Below are 22,342 nucleotides of genomic sequence, written 5' to 3'. Positions count from 1 at the left end.
AGCTGTGGAGAGAATTCAGATGCGTCTTTTTCATGTTGCTTCCGACGAAGAAATTAAACGAGCAGAAACCACGGACATCTACTTTGTCCGCACAAAACAGATTCTAGAAGCTAAAGGTAGGGAAAAAACCCGTGTGATAGCGGAAGTTACTTCCGGTAGCCTTCCAGAAAATTGGCCTTGGGGCATTCTGTGCGGCATCGAAGAATTAGCCCATTTGTTCAAAGGTATCCCCGTTAATATCTATTCGATGTCTGAAGGAACCGTTTTCTATGCTGCTGATCACCAAGGTTTCCGCGAGCCTGTTATACGAATTGAAGGTTCTTATGGAGACTTTTGTCTCTACGAAACTCCTCTTCTAGGCCTTATTTGTCAAGCCTCTGGAATAGCTACTCGAGCAGCAAGAACAAGAAAAGTTGCTAAAAACAAACGTCTTATTTCTTTTGGTATCCGTCGCATGCACCCGTCTCTTTCACCAATGATAGACCGTGCAGCGTTCATTGGTGGATTTGACGCCGTTAGCTGTCTGACGGGTGCCAAGGCAGTAGAGACCGAACCCGTGGGAACTATGCCCCACGCCCTCATCATAGTTATGGGCGACCAGATTAAAGCATGGAAAGCTTTTGACAGCGTAGTTAAAGAAGATGTGCCTCGCGTTGCCTTGGTAGATACATACTCGGATGAAAAGATGGAAGCAATTATGGCTGTAAAGGCTTTGAAAAAATTAAAGGCAGTACGACTTGACACACCATCCTCTCGTAAAGGTAATTTCGCAGAAATTGTGCGAGAGGTACGATGGGAACTGAACATTCGCGGTTGCAAACATGTCCAAATTTTAGTTTCTGGAGGTTTGAACGAAGAATCAGTCCGACAACTAAGCGAGGCTGGTGCAGATGCGTTTGGTATAGGCACACATGTGAGTAATTCACCTACTGTAAACTTCGCTATGGATATAGTTGAGATAGATGGAAAGTTATGTGCAAAGCGAGGTAAGCTTGGAGGGATGAAGGAGGTGTGGCGATGCCCAAAATGCCTAGTCGATGTAGTTTTATCCTGTAATGAACATCGACCAAAATGTCCAAAGTGTCGAGGCAAAACAGTGCGAATGTTGAAACCATTAGTCAAAAACGGGAATGTGGTGGCAAAGTTGCCTAAGCCAAAAGAAATTCGCAAATACGTATTAAAGCAGTTGGAAAAACTTTCTCTTGAATAAGTCGCTAAGCGCGCGCAACCGTAGTTTTTCGAGAAGAAGCAAAATAAATGTTTATCAGCTTGCTACCAACAGATCGGAGCTTTAACGCTTATATTCAATGTCAACCTAACAGAATAGTTGAAATATGGTGAAACAGTTTGCCATACTGTCCGAAATGTGGAAATGAAGTTCCCGAAGAAATGAAGTATTGCCCGAAATGTGGAGCTTCACTTAAGGCTGAAGCAGCTCCCAGAGAGGCTTATGAAAAATACGAGAAACATGAAAAACATGAAAAGGAAGAAAAAGCTGAAAAACACGAAAAGGAGGAGACAAGCCGTTTCTGGGCTCTAATCGGCGGCTTAATCTTACTAGTCATCGGAGCAACATCTCTGATAACAACTTTCCTCGACCTGCCTGATCCATGGCGTGGAGCGTTTTTCCTAGTAATAGTTGGCGTAATAATCATCATTTTTGCAGTCTATGGAGCGGCTAAGGCGTCTGGAAGAAATCCACGCCCTTAGAGAAACCATCCGCATAAAAGCCGATACAACCTGTGCTCCAGAATGGTTAAAGCGGTTGCTCTACCAAAGATCCGAAAATAATTTTTTCCCATGGCTTCAACCATGTCACCTATGTCATACCGTGGAAAAAGACAAGACGAAACAATCAGTCTCCCCCATTCGCCTCTTTTAAGTTCGTGAAGCATCTTAATTCCGCTCCTAGTTTCAACCTCAAATAAGTATTTGTCATAATTGGGACTAATGTAAGGAAGGTCGTCAAGTTGTTGACCATACACGCCTTCGGTGGCAGTGTACATTTCTACGATGGGAGCTTCGCCGTAGTAAGATTTCAATCTAGGTGCATATTTGAACTGAATTTTCCTCACGCTTGTACAAAAGAGTGCCTTAAGCCGCCATAATTCATTCGGCTTTTTCTTGTGTTTCTTCACAATGTATTTAGCGAAAGACAAGATAACTGGTGTAACGCCCATTGCAGCAGTGACATTCTGGGACAACGCCCTCTGGTACACAAGCTCAAATCGTCTTTTCCAATCTGACTTAGTTATACCTGGACCCAGCACGTCAATCTCTTCCTGTTTTGGCAGTAAGCTTATTTGGTTGAGCATGGGGTTCAGTTTGGCATAGGTGCCTGAGCTGTAGCCGTACGTTACTGTTTTCCCTTTTGTCTCCATGGTGGTTACGGTGGAGGGAAAGTTGAGATTGAGAATCTTTCCGGTTAGCATAGTGAAGTCGTTTTTTCTCAGTACGTGGTTAATTAAAGCTCTTGCTCCGCATGAAAATATTTGTTCAAGATGAGTCTTTGTAGCTGGAAGGGTCTTTGAGACGCCTGTGGAACCTCGCGTCATAACCCAGCAGACTGGAGGCTCAGAAAGTATAGCAGAATGGTTGCCTTCCTTTACCTCTTTCAAATATGGTTGCAGTTTTCTATAGTTGAGTTTAGGAAAACTCTGCTGAAAATCAGCTATGCTTTTAACTTCATCTATGGAGTGTTGCTTGCCATATTCGGTTTTTTTGTAGTGTATAATTAGATTTTGCAAAGCTTGGTTTTGGGCTTCCATTGGATTTTGGAGGGCTTGATACCACGGATCAACTAAAGCGCGTAAGAAATCGCCTGAGGATGCTGAGGGAAACATTGTTGAAGAAGATAGTCTGCTTTTCCTCATAAAGTTTAAGTTAAAAGTTCACAAAAGAGGTAGCGAAGCAAAAATGTCAGCTAACGTGTCGATTAACAAGATTTTGGTTCCCGTTGACGGTTCAAAGCCGTCAGAGAAAGCTGCCGAATATGCGATTGATATAGCTAAAAGAAGAAAAGCGGAGCTTATCGCTGTTCATGTGATGCACTTACCCGCTTATGCTTTTGCGCCTACCCCTATAGAAGTTGCGCCAGCCCACACAGTAACTCCTATTCCGATAACAATCTCCAGAGAAAAAAGAAAGATGGTAGAAGAATATCTAAAAAAAGTAGAGAAAATGGCAAAGAAAGTAGGAGTCACAGTTGAGACAAAAATCATCGAAAATCACATGTCAATTGTTCACGCAATAACAGAAATCGCCAACAAAGAAGGCTGCGACCTTATTGTTATGGGAACTAAAGGCAGAACCGGAATCAAAAAATTTCTTCTAGGAAGCGTAGCCAGCGGAGTAGTAACATACGCACCATGCCCCGTACTAATAGTGAGATAATTCCAGAGGAACAAAGAAACACGAATACGGCTTGAAAAATGCTTCATTCTTCAACCGAATACTTATTTACTCCCTTCACAAATCAGAGTAAACATTACGTTCAAGGCGAGGAATAAAACATGTACGCTATGTTAAGAAGCACAAAGGGTATTTCAACACTCTCTCTATTAATTTTGCTCCTATCGTCTGGGATAACAGGCGCTGTTTTATCATACCTGTGGACTGTGGGGTACTACGTGCAGCAAGGATACAAGACCCCTGAAGACATCACTACAATAACAATCACAAACGTTACGTTCCCCATTGAGAACAGCACGTATTTCGACGTGACGGTTTTAAATCCATCCTACTCAAAAGGTGATGCGAACGTAACTAGCGTCGCTCTAGTTGCTACTACTAATAACGTGGAAACAATTTACAACGTTCCAGCATTTTCCATAGACCCACTAATTCCCTACCCTCTTGTGAAAGGTGGAACCATATCTTTCAGGTGTAGTGAAACGTGGGGGGAATTTGCGGGACAAACTGTTCATGTGATTGTATTCCTACAAGATGGGTCGGGCGCAACATTTCCATATAAAACGGGTAAAGTAGAGTTGGAAATTATTGAAGCAGAATTTGACACCACTGTAACTGTGGAGCGTTTCAACATTACCATCCTGAATTCTGCAGACTCTAAGATACCATTAAACGTAACAAAGATACTGTTTGATTCTGTCAACATTCCATCTCAGAACATAACAGTAAAGGATGAAAGCGCCACGCTTCCACAACAACTTCAGCCTGGACAAAACAAGACATTTATATGTAACTGGAACCTGTGGAAAAAAGGCGCCCTTGGCGCTTCTCACACGATTACCGCTCAAACCCTGCAAAATTATTCAGCTGTTTACAAAACAGCCACATTACCACCTGCCGTATCACTTAACATCACCGACGTAGCTTCTAATGCATCTTACACCAGCGAATTTAACGTAACAGTCTATAATTTGCCGTCATCGCCACATTTTATCAATATCAGCAGAATAACACTTACAAATGGAACCCAAGTCTACGAGAACGTGACGATAACGGGAGATGCAATTAAAGGACTTATGCCCAGCGAGAACGTTACACTTCAATGCCTGTGGAATTGGGAGGCATTCAAAGGTCAAGAAGTAAAAATAACAGTTTATACAACGCAAGGGTTCTACATACATAAACTTGAAACGTTCCCAACTGGAGAAGAACCCTAAATTTGACAGCATCCTAATTTCTGAACACGAGCCTAGCGAAGCGTTAATCTTTAACCTCCTACCTACTGATAGCTTCTAATCAAATCCTCAATTGAGATGAAGCTGCATGACAGAATATGACGCTGTTATTGTAGGCGCAGGGATAATTGGACTGGCAACCGCTTATCACGTGAAAAAACAACGACCCAACGACAGAATTCTAGTCATAGACAAGATGAGTACAGCCGGCCAAGGAAATACGGCCAAGAGCGCTGCCATGTTTAGATGTTTCTTCTATTCTCACACAAACCTCACTCTGGTGGACACCACAGTTGAATTCTTTAAGCACGTTCAAACCCAACTAGGGGTAGATTTGAGGTTGAGATGGGCTGGCTATTTGTGGCTATTTTCAAAAGAACATTACAGAATAATAGAGCCTGTTCTCAAATCGATGGCGGAAAGCGGTCTTGAATATGAAGTGTATGAAAAAGAAGATTTGACGAAACGGCTTAATCTCAGAACAGAAGTAGCAAAGGATGAGGAAGCACAAATGATGAGATTGGCAGATGTGGAAAAAGGAGTATTTGTTCCCAAGGCAGGATCGATCGACATAGACTTGTTAGTTCAGTTTTACGAAGCAGAGTTCAAAAAACTCGGCGGAGAAATTCAATACAACACAATAGCAGAGAAGGTACTAGTAGACCCGGAAGAGCCATTAGGCATGCCGGACGAACCCTTTTTCTGGCAAAAATCAAGAGCCGCTGGAGTCAACACTAACAAAGGCACAATTAAAGCTAAGAAAACAATTATTGCTGCCGGCGTATGGGCAAACACACTGCTTCATCAAATTGGAGTTTACGCGCCGATGGAACCTATAAAGCGTCAACTTTTTTCTGTACAAGCATCAACAACAGCATTAAGACAACTATTAAATGTGGAAGGCTTCAATGCAGAAAACTGTATGCCTTTCACAATCTTGCCAGGACCTGCAGTCTACATAAAACCAGCTTTAGAGGAAAACGCTTTCTGGCTAAGCTATGGCGACCACTTTCCACGGGCTTTCAAATTAGAAGATGACCCGCAACCTGAAGAAAACTTCTACCGCTATGGGATATATCAGGTAGTCACAAAATATTTCCCTCAGTTTTTGGGAGCTCAACCTTATGGCTCTTGGGCAGGTCAATATGCGCTTAACACCATTGATGGACAACCTGTTATTTTCGAAGAAAACGATTTGTTGGTGGTCGGAAGTTGTAGCGGAAGTGGAAACATGAAAGGTGACGCTCTAGGCAGAATCGCTGCAGCTTTGTACATGGGTGAAGAACACGCAAACCTTTTTGGAAACAAGGAATTCAAAGTAGATGACCTTGGCATTGCAAAACGTAATGTAGAACCGGAAAAACTCATTATCTAGGTGAGCAACTTGACAACACCATTTAAAGTCACGGAAAGAGTAAGCACAATCAAATATGCGATTAGAGACGTCACAGAGTTCGCCAAAAAAATTGAAAAAACAGGAAAAAAAATAACCTACCTCAATATAGGCGACCCCGTGAAGTTCGACTTTGACACACCCAGACACATTAAACTGGCTTTGTTTGAGGCAGTGAAAGCTGGGGCAAACTGGTATGGTCCATCAGAGGGGCTCTTAGAGTTAAGAGAGGCAATTTGTAAAAAAGAAAAACGTGTTAACAACATAGACATTTCGCCTGAAAGCGTCATAGTCACCACAGGCGTTTCCGAAGGCATATTCATGATTATGGCAGCGATAATAGACAGAGGCGACGAAATTCTGGTGCCTGGTCCAACTTACCCACCGTATACATCGTATGCCAAGTTTTTTGAGGGAAAGCCTATATCGTACAAGACTGTGGAAGAAAAAGGGTGGAAACCTGACGTTGAAGATATACGAGCAAAAATTTCTAGGAAGACTAGAGGTATTGTCATAATAAATCCTAACAATCCATGCGGTGCTGTTTATGATGAGAACACGGTGAAAGGGATTGTTGATTTAGCAGCCGAAAATGACTTGTTGGTTTTGTCTGACGAAATCTATGATAGAATAGTGTATGAAGACCGGTTTGTAAGCACCGCCTATATTGCAAAGGATTTTCCAGTCGTTGGGCTGAACGGTTTTTCTAAAGCTTATTTGGCCACTGGATGGAGGCTAGGATACTTCTATTTCCACGATCCTGAAAGAAAGTTAGAGGCACTGAAGGAGAGCGTAAAAAAAGAATCGCGGATTAGGTTGTGCACCAATACTCCTATTCAAAAGGCAGGTGTGGCGGCTTTGAATGGACCGCAAGAGCATATCACTGAGATGGTTGAGAAATTGCGTAAAAGAAGAAACTACGCTTGGAAGCGCTTAAATGAAATTGAAGGAATCAGTTGCACAAAGCCTAAAGGGGCTTTTTACGTTTTTCCAAGAATACATGCGATTGGACAACGTTGGAAGACTGATTTAGAATTTGTTTTGGACGTTTTGGAAAAAACAGGTGTTCTTTTTGTGCACGGTTCGGGCTTTTGTGACACGTATGGTATAGGGCACGTGAGGGGTGTGTTTTTGCCGCCTATTGAGGTCTTGGAAAATGCATTCAATATGCTAGAGAAATTTATGAGTCGTAGTTAGCTAAGGTTGAGTTGTCGTTTTTCAGCGAATTGGCACGCCTTCTTTAGGGTCTCTTACTAGTTTATCATATTCTGCCATCAACCTTCGAGTGACTGGACCAGGTTTCCCGCTCCCGATTTGTCGTCCGTTTATCTCTTTTACTGGAACAACTTCTGCCGCGGTTCCTGTAAAGAACACTTCGTCTGCAAGGAACAGATCTGTAGGTGTAATTTCTTTCTTAAGGACTGTGTATCCAAATTTTCGCGCAATTTCAATGACAACATTCCTCGTTATTCCCCGCAGAGCACCTGTAGATGTCGGCGGAGTTATAATTACATCATTGGATACGGTAAATATGTTTTCTGCAACACCTTCGCATACAAAACCTTCTTTATTTAGATATATTGCTTCATCAACGTTTGCGTTGTTAGCTTCAATTTTGGCAAGTATACTGTTTAGATAGTTTAGAGATTTTATCTCATGCGTTGTTGCATCTACAGGATCCCGTTTGACCCATGAAATTATGGCTGTCAAGCCTTTTTCTTTAGCTTCTCCTCCGTGAAGTTTTATTCGGTCGGTGATGATTATTATTGTTGGTTTGGAGCATTTTCTGGGGTCAAGTCCTAAGTCGCCTATGCCTCTGGAGACAACCAGACGAATGTATGCATCGGTAAGTTTGTTTCTTTTCAGCGTTTCTATCACGGCGTTGATCATTTCTTCTTTTGTCACGGAAATTTCTAACATGATGGCGTGTGCGGATGAATATAGCCTGTCAATGTGTTCTTTCAGTTTGAATACGCTGCCGTTGTAAGCTCGTATTCCTTCAAACACACCGTCTCCATAAAGGAAGCCATGGTCGTACACTGAGATTTTCGCTTCTGACTTCGGACAGTGCTTTCCATCTATGTAAATAAGAAGCTCTTTCTGCTCCATTTCTAACATTCTCCTCTTGGAATCTCTACAGTATTCGTGATTGCTTGATATACTTTTTGTAGGACGATTTTAGCCGTAAAATTGTGGGCGCTGGGACAGTTTTTTAGGTAAGGGTATTGGCTTGAACGGTTTGCCTTTTGTGTCTTTCAAAATACTGTCAACCAGCTCTTGAAGTCTCATTTTCACGATTTTTCCAACAAGTCTATCCCGAACCGGCAGAATTCCTGAGTCGATTTCTCTTTGACCAATAACTACTATGTAGTTTACCCATTCAGTTTCTGCTTCTCTAACTTTCCTCTGCATGGTCAAAGGACGATCGTCAAAATCTACTCTTATTTCATATTTACCAATTTCTTCAGCAATTTTTTCAGCATCTTTGGTGAATTTGTCTGAGACGGGTACTATTCTGACCTGTGTGGGCGAAAGCCAAAGTGGAAAAATCGGGATTCCCCCTTTTTGCTGTTCTCGATACGCTTTTTCCAACATCGCATAGACGCATCTTTCAATCCCACCACTTGGTGAACAATGTAGAATCAGCGGATGCTGCCTTTCACCTTTTTCATCAATGTAAGTGATGTCATATCTATAGGCATTTTCCACATCAAGTTGATCTGTTGATAATGCGGAGGCTTTGTCTTGGTTGTCAACGAAGTTAAATTCCCATTTTAGAACCCAGTATAATGCTTTTTCCTCCAACATCTCAATCAAAACTGGTTTCGCAAATAGTCTTGCCAAGGAAACTATGAAATCCCCGTTTTTTTCGTGGAAATGCTTTGTAAACCTTATCGCCAATTCATAATCTTCTTTCCCCAGCTCAAGGCCTTCTAAGACTTTCATGCACAACTCGAAGCGGACAACAAATTCTCTCTTTGCTTGCTCCAAGTCGGAGCAGAGGGCGTGGCAATCAGGCATCGTGAAGGCGCGTTGTCGTCGTAGTCCTGCTATTTCGCCACTTTTCTCTCGCCTAAAACTGTATCTCGTCAGTTCGTAGATTCGTAATGGAAGTTGGCGGTAAGAAAACTGAGCGTCATGAAGCATGAGAAACTGGCCGAAGCATGCAGCGAATCTGAGGAATAGGTCTTTATCTTCCGACTTTATGATGTACTGTCTTGCTGGGAATCGGTCCAGATAGTCGCTTAGGCTGGGATGATTAAAGTCGTACATAATCGGGGTTTCAACTTCCATGGCACCGTACTTCAAGATGGTGTTAGTGACGAACCGTTCAATCAAGGATTTGACTAGTCGCCCCTTAGGATACCATCTTAAGTTTCCAGGGTCGCTACCAGGCTCATAGTCGACAAGTTCAAGCCTTCTCATCAGTTTGACGTGTGGCGGCATTTGTTGACTTGCTCTCATCTTTGAGATTTCGTATTTAGCAAATTTTTCAAGGTTTTCATGTCCTGTAAAATCGAATTTTTCAACAGGTACCATGTTTCCCTCTGGTTGCAGAATATACCAAGAAGACTTCATTTTTTCTTCGGCTTTCAGAGCCTCGGAAACTTTCTCTTCCTTCCTTACTTCGCCTGGTAGAATTACTCTTGATTGTTCTGCTAAGGGGTGCCCTTTTACTGAGATGGTGAATTGTTTGTTCCAGCCAAAAGGCGCGCGAAAGGTTTCTATGCTATTTTCTTTTGCATACTTTTCCATTGCTTTAACGACTTTGAGCGCCGATGCAGGTTTTGCTAAGTTGCTACTTAGGTGTGCGTAAGGGTAGATTAGAATCTTATTGACTTTGAGTTTCCCTAGGAAATCTCGTACTTCCCTGATTGCTTGTTTTGCCGTGGTTTCGTTGTCGCCCTCTTCTATAGCGGTAAAAAGGACAACAACCTCCTCTATCTGTCTTTCCTCTTCTCCTTTTACTTCTTCAGCTAAGTCAATTTCCTTTTGTATGGGTTTGTATTTGATGTAATTTGAATGCAGTTGAAGTATGCGCAAACTGATCAACCCGCTTTAATTGGCTTAATCTTAGAATTAGATTAGCCTTTCTAAAAATGCTTGTGGAAAAATGACCGTTGCTTCCGACTTCGGAACAGATCGGCCCACTAACGTGAGTCTTGATGCCTCCATTTCTCCAGCGTTCTGTCTTTCTTTGTGGCTTTCTTGAACTCTTTGTAGTGTTCCTTGCAGAGATACGCTCTTCTTTCAGTGTGGATTTTTAACCCGGCAGCGGTGACTTTGCCTGCAGCAATAGAACGAATCGCGTCTTTGTCACAGCCTGAAACGCTGCATTTTACGCCTTTGTCGATTCTTCCCAACAACAAGCACCTTCTAAACAATAGAGTCCTGTGGCAATGGCTTAATTCCCTTCTCATATATTTTAGTTGCCCTCTCATAAACCTCTTTCTTTTCACCGAAACGCTGAGAGCCAACGTCTTCTATAACAAAGGATGCAGCGGCTGAACCGACACAGCAACACCATCGAGGCTCTCTGCCTTGAATATGCTCCGCTAAAAAGGCGCCGATGAAAACGTCGCCAGCGCCAGTTGGATCTTGAAGGATTTTAGGTTTGCAGGCGGGAATATGATAGAATTTATCATCAAGATGCGCCAATATTCCTTTCCTGCCCATAGTAACTAAGATGATTTTCACACCACATTTACGAATCTTTTTCATTGCAGTTCCAAGTTTAGCACATTCAGTTACTATCTCAATTTCTTTAAGTGACGATTTGAAGACGTCACAGTGTTGGAGGAAGCTTACATCACTCAATCCCTTGACTTTCATGTAACCTGCCTCGTCGAATTCACGTAGGAATCCTTGAGGGTCGATGGATAACAAGGATGTCCTGTTTCTAAGCTTTCGAATTACTTCCAGTGAGAGTTCGTTTGCCACTGGCGCGACATGAATTGCTTTGGCATGCAAAGAAACTGGTATATCTTTTGGAACTATTTGGGGCGCCTTATTTCTCAGTTGAAGTTTCCGCTTTCCATCGTAGTAGGTGAGAATGAAACGGGTTGTAGAAGCGTCTTCTGCAATTTGCACCATTGACAAATCTACATTAGTTTTACGAAGCCATAAAAGCTGTTTTTGAAAGTCTTTTCCTACCTTAGATACTACGCCCACCTTTGCATCCAGTTTGTTTGCTGCTAGAGAAACAAAAGTAGCTGCACCACCTAGAGTTACCCTTGGATGAGATATTTTCGGCGAGATTATTAGGTCCATGACAAAGTGGCCGATTGTAACTAGGTCAAACACATACTACCCTCAGTGCATCAAACTTAATATTCGCAGACCTTAACAGGATACTAATCATTTGAAAAGACTTCTATACCCGCCAAGGCAGCAAGCATAGTATATAAGTCTCCTTTACAATTGACTACCCGCAAAAAGGACGTAGAACGTTTGCCAGTTAAGCGGAAAAGCCGTGGAAGGTCAAAAGGCAGTAAAGGAAAAAGCTCGTTAGTGCAGTGCAGTAGCTGCGGTGAGCTTGTGCCCCGTGACAAAGCTAAGCGTGTTTCGCGAAGAGTTTCAGTAGTGGATTACGCTTTAGCTAAGGAATTACGGCAAAAAGGCACTTACATCGCTGCGCCTGTGAAGACGATGCATTACTGTGTCTCATGTGCTGTGCATCACGGCGTGGTGAAAGTGCGTTCGAAAAACGAGCGAAGACAACGCCGCCGGAAGAGATACTAACTTTCTTTTTGCTTGGATTTATTGTAGAAGTAGATTGTGCGTTGAAGCACGGTAAGATTTGTTAACACCGCAAGGATTCCTACGCTCCAATAAAGTGCGCCCAGCCAGAAGAAAGCAGCAAAACTAGCCAGTGTCAATACAAGTATTCGTTCAGCGCGCTCCGTTAAACCAACGGTCTCCATTTTGACTCCAGCAGCCTCCGCCCTTGCGCGTACGTAGCTTACTAGTAAAGAGCCGACAAGCGCAATGGAACCCCAAGAAACTTCACATAGACCGCTGATTATCATTGCAACGAGAATAAATGAATCGGCGTAGCGGTCGAGCAAAGAATCCAGAAAACCGCCGAAAGCCGTGGTTTCACTGTGAAGTCTTGCGACAACTCCGTCCAGAGCATCGCAGAGTCCAGATAGTAGAAAAAGAATTGGTGCGACTATGAGAAGAAGACGGTTATGCTGCCACGCCCAGTAAGAACACCCGGATAGAAAAGCCAACAAAATTCCCATTGCACTGATTTGGTTCGGCGTCACACCTAGATTATGTAGTAGTCTTGCCGTTGTTGCGAGCAGGGATTGAACTCGTTTCTTTAAGCGCGTTAGCATTTTGCTTCACGAAGAGTGTTTAAGGTAGTAATCTTTTATTTAAAGGTGGTATTCCCTTGGAATACATTTAAAATCTGACCCTTCGGCACTTTCATGCATTGCTATGATGAACATATATTTGGAAATCTCGCGGTGTTTATACCATTATCATTGCTATTAGAAGTATGGGCAAATGTAAAAGACAATAAGAAACGTTTTGCAATTTGGTATTTCTTGCCAATTATTATAGCAATGCCAAAGCGCGGAATTGGCTTCTCATTGGCAAATGGATTTTTGGCTTGAGCTCTGTGGAGTTTGATAATTGTTGACCGAAGGACAAGATCAAAATTAGACCTGATTCTCTGTATCTTCTCAGGCGTTTTAGCCCATACTTTCTTCGGCTGGTTGTTTGGATATCTCCCCCACATATTTTCCGCTAAAGCCTTAACTTAGTGGGGTCTCTTAGCTCGGGATCACATATTCTTTGGTGCCATTTGGGCTGCCTTCTTCACGATTGTCACCTTAGTTGCGCTAAAGAAAAAAGGACAAACTTGAATGTTTTGGGGATAAATCTCATTTGAATTTCTGCGGAGAATAGCCAAATAAAAGGAAGCCGCGGGTGATATCTCTACTGGGGGGGGGTTCAAATCTCTCCCGGCCCACCAATTCTATGGTATAACAGTTTCTGTTCGCGCATATACTCCTTGCGAGGAAACACCTAGACCCCCTCCTCCCCTCTAAGCTTTCGCTTTGGCGTTAGAGTTTTGAAGCCTAGCCTTGCAGCGAGAACTTGGCTCAAGGCTTCTGAGTGTACATAGCTCAGCGTCACTTGTTTACCGCGTGCAACGATTGTTCCAGATGGATAATAAGCATAAAGTACGTCGCGGAAATCAACACAAAAACAGAGAAAGATCGGGCTACCAGCTTTCTCCGTAGTAGCCGGCTGCGGCTACTATGTCGTAGATGTCTATATCTCCGTCGCCGTCAATATCACAATTAGGATTGTATTTTGGGTCTTCTTCAGTCGTGCCGTAGATTCCAGCCAACTGAACAATGTCGTAGATGTCAACATCTTGGTCTGCGTCAACATCGCCGGGGATAGTAACACAAATCTCTCTGTCGGCGAGAAGGGCATTATCCGTTGTGATTGTTTCGTTAGAAACTGGGGTGACGTATGCACTTATGGTGTAGTTGCCTTTGTCGAAGCCTGTTGTGTTCCACGTGAAAACTAGGGTTGCTGAAGCCTTTGAACTCAAGTATTGCACGGTTTGTGTTCCTATGACTGTTGCGTTGGCGTAGACTGTGACATTGAAGGCTTCGGTGAAGAAGCCAGGGTTCTCAACTGTCACGTTGATAGATAGAGGGTAGCCTTGTCCAACCACAGTTTTGGAAGTCTCAGCGCTGTTGACGGCAACGTCGTGAGCTGGGAAAATCTTAACTAGCCAACCATCCGGGTAGCCATCGCGACCCAAACCAAAAGAGGTCGTATCTCCGGCTGCGATGTATCCTCCATCGCTGGTTTGCTGCACAGAATACGCAGTTTCCGATCCAGCTCCTCCATAGGACTTGTTCCACTCTACGTTTCCAGCCCCGTCAGTTTTGACGAGCCAAAAATCTCCCCAACCACCAGCAACGACGTACCCGCCATCACTGGTCTGCTGAACGCTGTTAGCAACATCTTCAGATGTTCCAGATCTAGCATACACGCTATTCCAATCCAGAGTGCCGTTGGGGTAGAACTTCAGCAGCCAAAAATCGTATCTAGTATCATAGGAAGAAAATCTCGTACCCGCCACTATGTATCCTCCGTCACTAGTCTGCTCAACAGAATCAGCGAAGTCCCAGTCGGGCCAGCCAGACAGCCAACCCCACGACACGTTACCATACTCATCCGTCTTAACCAGCCAGATCTCACCATCGAATATTCCTGTCTTAAAAGAATCTGCTCTACCAACCACGATGTATCCTCCATCACTGGTTTGGTGAACGTCGTGCGCCCCGTCAGGTTGATTACCACCATAAGTTTTGTTCCACTCCAACTCGCCAAAGACATCAGTCTTCAACAACCAATAATCAGTACTACCTGCACCGTAAGAACTCGTGGCTCCAGCCACTATGTATCCTCCATCGCTGGTCTGCTCAACAGAATATCCATCGTCATACCCTGAGCCACCGTACGTTTTGTTCCATTCCATATTTCCATAAGCATCTGTCTTAACCAGCCAGAGATCGTCAGACATTGTCAATCCAACCGCTATGTATCCTCCATCACTAGTCTGCTGGACAGACCTACCCGCATCGGTTGAGGCTCCTCCATATGTTTTGTTCCACTCGACGTTGCCGTACCCCCCAGTTTTGATCAGCCAAAAATCCCAGTTACTCGCGCCAAAAGATCTTGTGAATCCAACTGCTATATATCCTCCGTCACTAGTCTGCTCAATCGAACGAATGTGATCGGACTGGTTTCCCCCGTATGTTTGGTTCCACTCTATGGGTGTACTTAACGAATACCCGGAAGGGCGGAAGTGAGTTAACTGCACATCCTTTGAATATCTATGCCAGAGTGTTGTTTCTTCACCTCCGTCTGCTCCGACAACCATAACGATGAATCCAGACGAAAACACACTCGTCAAAAACAGCAAAGCAACCCATTGCCAAAACAGCTTTTTCTTCAACCGGTATCCCTATAAGAAATAGCAGCACTAACTTTAAAATATATTACTACAGTCGAGAATTTTTTCCTCTTTTAATTTTGAAAAAAAGGGAAGATGCGGGAGACATCTCCACTGCAGCAATCTTTATTTAAAAAGTGCATGCATGACATAACTGAACAAATTGTCCAATTGTCTGTTTAAGTGACCGTAACAATTTACAACATTGCAAGAATGAAGCTCTCCCTAAAATGAAATGGTAATGTTAAATTGATCGATTCGGATGATGCCCATAAAAAGGTTTTCACGTAATAACTTCTATAGAATAAGTAAAATTAATGGTAAATGGCCATTAACTCGTTAAAACGACGCCCCGAGTTTCTGGGTATTGACTATAGGAGTTTCTGGCATTTCATAGTCTATGCAAATAGGCGAGTGCAGCCACAGGTGTAAAGGCTTAATTGACTAAAAAAAAGGGTAGGGGGGAGGGGAGGGGGGGGGGTCGGTGCGCTTCTGTCTTTTTGGAAGTCTCCCAAGCTTAATGTGAAAGTCTCATCAATGACGCGCACCATGTGGAGTCTTCGGATTTAAAGAAACCAATAGGAAGCACTTTCAATTGAAGCGGAGTAGATACATTGAGGATATACGTCGCAGTGAAAAAAACTGGGAAATAAGGAGAATTTGGCTAAAGTGAAATAGTGTTCCGAACCTGTTTTTTCCATTGTTTCAGGGAAGGCTATTTCTCAGTCGTTTCGTGTTTCTAAGCTGTTTTCTCGGCGCGTCTTGAGATATGCGATATTTAGGGTTAAATGGGGTAGGTTCTGGGCACTCATTTTGCCATGTTCAGTATGTATGCCGTGGAGGTTTCGTTACGTTGGCAACCATTAAAGGTACAAAAGAATGTACGCGAAAGCGTTCTGAGGAGGAGAAAAACGGCAGATATGTGTGGATTAAGACGTTAATTTACAGGAATAAAGGGAGCTTCAAGAGATTGAGCGTATGTTGCGGGGGTTGAGTTTGGGTTTGCATAGGATTATGGATTTTGACGCTAACTATCTCATCGGTCTCGTCTGTGCTGATAGTCGTGACTTAATGATTATGCAGGCTTTGCGTGAAATTTATCCTCATGGGTTGGGCCCTAAAAAGCTGCAGAAACTTTTATGGAGACGTGCTGCTCTGAAGTCTCATAATTTTAGCAGGCGGACTCGCCGGATAAATAAGGTTCTTGATAAGGATATGGCTGAGAGTGTTTCTAAGAAGGTTGGCCGTAATTGGGCTTTGAACAGGTTCATGTGACGCAACTGGGATGTCAAGGTTACTGATATTAACGAAGAAGAGTAGTAGTTATAGTTGCAACTGAAGCATAAAGGTTGAAAATAAATGTTTTCATATGTTTTTGTCCGTTTCCGTAACCACCCCACGCTATTTCCGCTTGCGCTGGTCCGTGCGCACGCATGACCTTAAAACGGGGAGAAGAGAAGGCTAGCAACTAGTCTAGCGCGGCACCTATTGTCTTGCGCGTGCTATGTCTTTATGAATCTACGGTGTGTGACCCCATTCTTCACCGTATTTGCCGACTATTGTGACGATGTCGTAGATGTCTACTTGGCCTCCGCTGGGAGCCACGTCAGCACCTGGGAACCAGTTCCTATCTGGCACACCAGTTCCTTGGCTGCCGTAGGCTCCTGCTGCAATAACAATGTCGTAAATGTCGATCTTGTGGCTGCCGTTCCGTGGCTTTGGCCCACTCTCCCACTTCCAGACGAAGTCGATCTCGCCTAAAGGCGGGGCCTCCATCCAGTAGTAAGGGTTACGCTTCAGCGTTAAGTTGCCACCTATTCCCGGAGTAAACGCCATCGCATAGTACATTCCAGCACCCTCGAAGATTGTCTGCCACGGCAAGTTGCCGGGCGTGTAGCCGGAGCCAGCTCCATATTGCCAGTAGTCTACAACAACTATTGCCTTGGCTGTCAAGTTCACGAAAACTTCCAGTTCACCCTTTGAGTCACACGGAATCCATACTCCTCCAACAATGTTGTACTCGCTGAACATGTTTAGATGTGTACCGTTCACTGTTACCGAGTTAATCCACACTGGCCTGCCGCTTAAATTGACAGGCCCCGGTGTTGTGAGGTTGATTCCTTCAACGAAAGTTTCCGTGCTCTGGCTTCCGAGTGTGGGTTGCTGCATCCACGTGTCCATTGGCAGCATGGGTCCAATAGCATAGTAAGTGTTCCAGTAGCTTAAGAAGTCGAAGTACATGTCAACCTGTTGCGTATCGACAATGTCAATGTGATGAAGGGAGTCGAACGTGGAACTACAGAAGTGTGATGGGCCTTGAAATATGTACCAAGCGCTGAAGAAGAAGTGGCTGGCGTTAACGTTGGCTTTGCGGTAGCCTGTAACGGGCTCTCCAAAGTAGGCATCACCTCTTAAGTATTTTGTGATCTTTGTCTTGGTTTCGCCGTTGTCAGGGTCAATCCACGTGCCAGTTTCCCAGTCCAGAAGCCAGCCAGCCTGATCGGCCGAGAGGTCGTATGGCGGGACGTCTATGCCGCCGTAAAGGTTCATCCCGTCAAGGTTCGGATAGTCGTAGTACCAGTATGAGTATATGATGTTCATGCTTACAGGTGCACCTTTAAGTCCAAATCTGATGGCTGATCCGTCTGCTTTGTAGGCGTTCATGAAGGTGTAGCTGTTTTCAGGTCCAGAACCTGCCATGTTAACGACGCCTATTAGATTCTTGTTCCAAGGCCAGAATGATTTTGCGCTGAACAACGGGATGTTCACACAGATTTCTGTCATGTATCCTGCAGCGATTTTAGTGTAGTTGATAGCCTCGTTATATGAGGCGGGATAACGACAAAAATCAAGAAGCGTGTCGAGGTAAGGATGAGTGCCATTGCCCGTCACGTAGTTCGGTCCGTAGGAATACGTGAAATCGGAGTGGTATAGACCGTGAAGAGTTATTGGTGGGAATCTTCCCACACTCCAGCCACCGGTGTACATGTGGTAGTCAAAGGCGCCCATCACTTTGTCGTAGAGACCGGCCATGTCAGCCTCGAGGGCGTTCACTGGGATACCGTGTTTCCTCATGTTTTGATAAGTCAGCCTTCCAGCCTGAAGCCTACGAGTGTCGTCGGTTCGCACGCAAACTTCCAAATCGTCCAAGTCCTGTCCAGCCTTGGAGTGGCCTGCAGGATAGATTCTTATGTACTCGGCTGAGCCTGGAAAAGCAGCATCGTAGTATGGGTTTGGCGTCTCGCCCTGTACGAATCCCTCTGCATCCAAAGTGGCTGCCGCCGCGACGGGGTTATACTCGTACGGATAGTTGGGATACCACATCGACTCGTTTCTCCAACCTTTATACGGAGCTGCAATAGGCTGATCAATCCTTTCAGCAAAACCTTCACACGCTTCCTCTATAACGTATTCTTTGTCAGTTAGCCACGCTAAAGCTTGCCTGAAGCCCTGGTAGTTCGTAGGCGAGCGTATACCAGGATAAGTGGCAATCGTGCAGTTATTGTTGATATCAAACTGGTACATCCCAGAATCAGCAACTGGTGCCAACACGATGTTGACGTCGTTAATCGCATCCTCAAACAGATCTGGTGTGAGCTCATAGCCAATTATGTCGATTTCGCCAGCCTTCAACGCTACGTATGCACTCGTCACGTTCCCATAGTAGTAGATAACCAGATCTTCAGTTCTCGGACCTTTTTCTGGTGATGCTGCTTCCACAGCAGTAGGTGCATTTGCTAACGTCGAGAACATTAGAATCAACGTCAGCATCAAAAGACTTAACTTCTCAATTCTTTCCAATAATCCTTCCTCTGCCTTCTCCTTTCTCGGCGGCCACTTTTAGCCCTACATCTCGAGCTAAGCAGTTTCTCGCTTCCCTGACTTCTGTCAAGGCTTGAAGATGAAAAAATAATTTACAGGAAATTGTTTCTCCAATACCGAGAGAATGTTCCTGCCAAAGATGTATTTATAATTTCTGGAACTTTCTTCTATGAACCTTTTTATCGTCTGGATGTTGCTCGCAACGTTTTTCACAATACCCTTCTGCGTGCGCATTATGAAAACTCCCTAAAAAAGGATTTTTCGATCAGCTCCGCAAGCAAAACAACGCTCTTTACAAATGGGCAAGACCAAAAAAAGAATGGCGGTGTACTGGCTATAAAGAGAAGCTGAAAATTGAATTATGACTTCTCGTGTAAACCTTGGCGTTTCAGACTATTGCATAGAAAAAATGGGGATTTGCGGTAGATGTCTCCACTATGGGTGGGGGTTCAAATCTCTCCCGGCCCACTTTGCATATGCATATGGAGGATTCTTGTATTGTTGGCGCATAATTGGTTCAGATAGAAACGCTTTTCTTTGTCAAGGGGTTTTGTGAACTACTGTTCTTCATATAAGCGAGGGCAGAGCGTTGACCTCAAAAGTCGCTATAATCGAGTTCGATGGAGACCCAGCGGGGTCGCTAAAACAAGTTCTCGACATGATCGGGGGAATAGATGATCTAAATACTGTTGAGAAATCTGTTGTTATCAAAGTTGGAGTTTTTAGTCACAAAGCAGGAAACCATACATCAGTAAGCGTGGTTGACGCCGTTACGAATCGTTTTGATAAGGCTCCAAAGATTTTCCTAGCTGAATCTGACAACTATCAAGGCACCGGTACAGAGAGGCTTCAAATCTGGAAAGAACTCTTCACAGAACGAATCGTTCCCTTCAACCTCTCAGATGACTCGGATACTAGAAGTGTAAGGCTTGGGAATCAAGAAATGAATTTATCACATATACTTTTCAAACCCAATATTTTGGTTGGAACACACATACTGCGTTCCTTTGAAAGAGGAAGTATCCTTAAAAACCTGTTTGGATGCATTCCGACTTCCAAGAAAGCAAAATATCACAAGATTCTTCCCACGCTCCTCGCCGATGTTTATGAAGCAATAGGCGGAGTAGATCTCGCCGTGCTTGACGGAACATACTTCTGGCGCGGTGCAGGGAATGCTCCCGTACAAATGAATACCCTGCTAGTAGGGAGAGACGCAGTTGCTGTAGAGACAGTTGGAGCCACTCTTGCAGGTCTTAATCCTCAGAACATGTCAGTAATACAAGAATTTGCGAAAAGGGGTCTTGGAGAAGGAGACCTTGGAAATATCAAGGTCGTAGGAGCTTCCTTTGAGCGCCTTAAAGAAAAATTCGTATCCGCCGCAATGACCCAAAAGAAGATACTAGCACAGCGCAGAGGGCCTCAAACTTGGGGTGGGCATGCGTATCATGCACTTGAAGGTTTAATCCGTGAGGGATTTTTCAAGCAACCAAATAAAAGAACAATAGACGATGCGGTCAAAGCATTAGAAGCTAAAGGGCTCTCGACCAAAGGCAAGGAGGGCAAAATCGCTAGTTCTCTTGCTCGAAGAGTGAAAAAAGGAGTCTTGAAAAAATCCAAGGTCTCAAACGGATGGGTTTACTGGATAGAATAGTCCAGTTAGATAAAAAAGAGGGCTTACTGGAAAAATTCGGGAGATCTCCATTTAGCGAGGCCCGTGCGGAACGTTGCCCTTAAATATGTTTCATAAACCACGTGGCGGGAATCAAGCTATAATGCATGCATGCATTAATCGTTGAATATACAATATATTCAAAGGATTGAAGTAGTCATTTTTCCTTTGTTAGTCACAGTTATAGGTGTTCCGTTTTTAATGGTAGAAGGTTTGAATCCCTATTTGGGGCCATGCATATCAGGCAAAAGAGTCTTTTGATTCTTTGGTCGTGAAGCTTCCATAATTTTCTTAGCATTCATTATAGTATCAACTATGTGGAAAGGTATCCATTCAATATCTAACCCAATCTCTCCAACTTTGCCTTCCTGGGTGCGCATGATATCCCTTATTCCAAAAAGACAGGGAACACCGAGAAGTTCTTTCGTTTCTGCCACAAACTGCTGTATAAGTTCCGCGCTTTCTATCAATTCAGGTAGATCATCCACAACTAGGCTAATATTGATTCTTTCCAGACAATCCATCATTTCAGTAATGTGTGGGTTAATTCCAAACATGGAAGGAAGTTGTTTGATTTCTTTCTTCAGTCGACTTCCCCATGAGAAATCCCGAAGAAGTTTATCCCGGTTAAATTTTACCGCCAAAAAATGACTCACATCTTTTGCATCTGGACCCATCGCTTTCGAATGAACCGTCAATTGCCCTATTGGCATTCCACAGTGTTGGGCGTAATTTCTTAGACTGTAAAGGAACCTATATGAGAAATTGTTGTTATAAGCCTGTGAGCAGGCGTCCTTAAACCGTTCCAGTCTTTTGGAAGCCCTCCCATAGCGTCGTATTAGATTAGTTCTGGAATGATCTAGAAACGTTCTAACTGTTGTGAGAAGGTTAAGTAAATGCCTATTTATATTCAAAACCATTCTTTCAGCCTGGGGCCAGCCTAAAGAAGGTTGTTTTACGTATTCTGTATAGTAATGTTTCATTAGATTATCGTAGTCTTCATAGTTCAACCGCACAATCATGAAGAGTTGATGCTCCTCTGAAAAACGTAAAAGGCGATTGGCAGCTTTTTTGTATATCACGTATTCCGCATTCTTTAATTCCCTAATTTCTGTGAACTTACCTTCACCAAAAAGTCCCAGTCTGGGAATTGTAGTTCCCCCATGATCAAGATTGCTTAATCTCTATTTAAATGCACGCGTGTAACAACTAGAATGTATCCAAAGGAGAAAAAAATGGGGAGTTTGCGGGGTAATTTCGGGAGATATCTCCAGACCCAGTTATTTACAAACGTAAAGGTTTATTCTGGAGTGTTAATTGCGCGCGCTAATCATTTTTCCCACACCGATTTTAACATTTTTACAACTTCGTTCTCGTTTATTTCTTTCAAAGAGCGAATCTCCATATGCTTCATTGTTTTTCCCGACCCACTTCTGGCTTTCTTCCACAAGCCATAAAACTACATGAAGCCTATCGAGAATCTAGGATGGCAAATGAGAAAAGTGATTCGGGCAACTCCTCTCTATAAATTCCTACGATATTGTAATGACAGTCCATTAGAGAGAACCGTTCTGGATTGTGGTGCAGGTGGTAATAATCCGCCACTTCAAATTTTCTCTGATTATGGATTTGAGACATATGGGATTGAGATCTCGGGGGAAGCATTGAAGCAAGCTCAGAATTTTTGCAAAGAGAACAACCTGAAGCTGGACTTACTGAAAGGAGACATGCGTAAGATTCCATTCAAAGACGAGGCATTCAGCTTTGTGTACACTTGGAATGCAATACATATGATGTCGAAAGAAGATGTTGCACTAGCT

19 protein-coding genes are annotated in these 22,342 nt (G+C 43.6%); 10 read left to right on the top strand and 9 right to left on the bottom strand.

Annotated elements, in window-relative coordinates:
• Positions 1-19: 19 nt before the first annotated feature.
• Positions 20-1,210, top strand: a complete 1,191-nt coding sequence (locus KAU88_00095; protein ID MCK4476917.1) for a nicotinate phosphoribosyltransferase — start codon at positions 20-22, stop codon at positions 1,208-1,210.
• A gap of 137 nt (positions 1,211-1,347) precedes the next feature.
• Positions 1,348-1,710, top strand: a complete 363-nt coding sequence (locus tag KAU88_00090; protein MCK4476916.1) for a zinc ribbon domain-containing protein — start codon at positions 1,348-1,350, stop codon at positions 1,708-1,710.
• Here the strand turns inward: KAU88_00090 and KAU88_00085 are convergent.
• Positions 1,707-2,843 carry a GH3 auxin-responsive promoter family protein gene (locus KAU88_00085; GenBank protein ID MCK4476915.1) on the bottom strand — a complete coding sequence of 379 codons (1,137 nt, stop codon included), beginning with the start codon at positions 2,841-2,843 and terminating at the stop codon, positions 1,707-1,709. The two genes, KAU88_00090 and KAU88_00085, sit on opposite strands and share 4 nt — an antisense overlap.
• A gap of 73 nt (positions 2,844-2,916) precedes the next feature.
• Between KAU88_00085 and KAU88_00080 the strand changes: the two genes are divergently transcribed.
• The 4 genes from KAU88_00080 (at position 2,917) to KAU88_00065 (ending at position 7,236) form a co-directional block, all read left to right on the top strand.
• A complete protein-coding gene (locus tag KAU88_00080) occupies positions 2,917-3,393 on the top strand; it encodes a universal stress protein (protein MCK4476914.1) in 477 nt (158 codons plus the stop codon).
• 119 nt (positions 3,394-3,512) lie between these two features.
• The gene (locus KAU88_00075; GenBank protein MCK4476913.1) at positions 3,513-4,628 is read left to right on the top strand and encodes a hypothetical protein; all 1,116 of its coding nucleotides are present in this window, start codon (positions 3,513-3,515) and stop codon (positions 4,626-4,628) included.
• A gap of 106 nt (positions 4,629-4,734) precedes the next feature.
• The gene (locus KAU88_00070) at positions 4,735-6,021 is read left to right on the top strand and encodes an FAD-binding oxidoreductase (GenBank protein ID MCK4476912.1); all 1,287 of its coding nucleotides are present in this window, start codon (positions 4,735-4,737) and stop codon (positions 6,019-6,021) included.
• Positions 6,022-6,030: 9 nt separating this feature from the next.
• Positions 6,031-7,236: an aminotransferase class I/II-fold pyridoxal phosphate-dependent enzyme gene (locus tag KAU88_00065; protein MCK4476911.1), complete on the top strand. Its 1,206-nt coding sequence runs from the start codon at positions 6,031-6,033 to the stop codon at positions 7,234-7,236.
• 21 nt (positions 7,237-7,257) lie between these two features.
• Here KAU88_00065 and ilvE read toward each other — a convergent pair whose 3' ends face one another.
• The 4 genes from ilvE to KAU88_00045 all read right to left on the bottom strand — a co-directional run bounded on the left by ilvE (position 7,258) and on the right by KAU88_00045 (position 11,343).
• Complete coding sequence (gene ilvE, locus KAU88_00060; GenBank protein MCK4476910.1) at positions 7,258-8,148, bottom strand: branched-chain-amino-acid transaminase; 891 nt, start codon at positions 8,146-8,148, stop codon at positions 7,258-7,260.
• Between the two features lie 69 nt (positions 8,149-8,217).
• A complete protein-coding gene (locus tag KAU88_00055; protein MCK4476909.1) occupies positions 8,218-10,083 on the bottom strand; it encodes a threonine--tRNA ligase in 1,866 nt (621 codons plus the stop codon).
• A gap of 107 nt (positions 10,084-10,190) precedes the next feature.
• Positions 10,191-10,403 (bottom strand): hypothetical protein, encoded by a 213-nt coding sequence (locus KAU88_00050; GenBank protein MCK4476908.1) that lies wholly within the window; start codon positions 10,401-10,403, stop codon positions 10,191-10,193.
• Between the two features lie 13 nt (positions 10,404-10,416).
• On the bottom strand, positions 10,417-11,343 hold the full coding sequence (locus KAU88_00045; protein ID MCK4476907.1) for a hypothetical protein: 927 nt from the start codon (positions 11,341-11,343) through the stop codon (positions 10,417-10,419).
• A gap of 147 nt (positions 11,344-11,490) precedes the next feature.
• Between KAU88_00045 and KAU88_00040 the strand changes: the two genes are divergently transcribed.
• Positions 11,491-11,781, top strand: a complete 291-nt coding sequence (locus KAU88_00040) for a 30S ribosomal protein S26e (GenBank protein ID MCK4476906.1) — start codon at positions 11,491-11,493, stop codon at positions 11,779-11,781.
• Here the strand turns inward: KAU88_00040 and KAU88_00035 are convergent.
• Positions 11,778-12,380 (bottom strand): CDP-alcohol phosphatidyltransferase family protein, encoded by a 603-nt coding sequence (locus KAU88_00035; GenBank protein ID MCK4476905.1) that lies wholly within the window; start codon positions 12,378-12,380, stop codon positions 11,778-11,780. The genes KAU88_00040 and KAU88_00035 overlap by 4 nt on opposite strands.
• Before the next feature lie 896 nt (positions 12,381-13,276).
• Positions 13,277-15,034, bottom strand: coding sequence for a hypothetical protein (locus KAU88_00030; protein MCK4476904.1), 1,758 nt, complete (start codon positions 15,032-15,034; stop codon positions 13,277-13,279).
• Positions 15,035-16,027: 993 nt separating this feature from the next.
• Between KAU88_00030 and KAU88_00025 the strand changes: the two genes are divergently transcribed.
• The gene (locus KAU88_00025) at positions 16,028-16,306 is read left to right on the top strand and encodes a hypothetical protein (protein MCK4476903.1); all 279 of its coding nucleotides are present in this window, start codon (positions 16,028-16,030) and stop codon (positions 16,304-16,306) included.
• 243 nt (positions 16,307-16,549) lie between these two features.
• Here KAU88_00025 and KAU88_00020 read toward each other — a convergent pair whose 3' ends face one another.
• Positions 16,550-18,832: a hypothetical protein gene (locus KAU88_00020; protein MCK4476902.1), complete on the bottom strand. Its 2,283-nt coding sequence runs from the start codon at positions 18,830-18,832 to the stop codon at positions 16,550-16,552.
• 610 nt (positions 18,833-19,442) lie between these two features.
• On the opposite strand from KAU88_00020, the gene KAU88_00015 reads away from it, so the two are divergent.
• Positions 19,443-20,504 carry a DUF362 domain-containing protein gene (locus KAU88_00015; GenBank protein ID MCK4476901.1) on the top strand — a complete coding sequence of 354 codons (1,062 nt, stop codon included), beginning with the start codon at positions 19,443-19,445 and terminating at the stop codon, positions 20,502-20,504.
• Positions 20,505-20,743: 239 nt separating this feature from the next.
• On the opposite strand, the gene KAU88_00010 is transcribed toward KAU88_00015, so the two are convergent.
• Complete coding sequence (locus KAU88_00010; GenBank protein MCK4476900.1) at positions 20,744-21,544, bottom strand: hypothetical protein; 801 nt, start codon at positions 21,542-21,544, stop codon at positions 20,744-20,746.
• A 471-nt stretch (positions 21,545-22,015) separates the two neighbouring features.
• Between KAU88_00010 and KAU88_00005 the strand changes: the two genes are divergently transcribed.
• A partial coding sequence (locus tag KAU88_00005) for a class I SAM-dependent methyltransferase (protein MCK4476899.1) occupies positions 22,016-22,342 on the top strand: 327 nt, incomplete at its 3' end.

This window comes from Candidatus Bathyarchaeota archaeon (assembly GCA_023131225.1).
GTDB lineage: Archaea > Thermoproteota > Bathyarchaeia > Bathyarchaeales > SOJC01 > JAGLZW01.
This window is presented reverse-complemented; position numbering and strand designations above follow the sequence as displayed.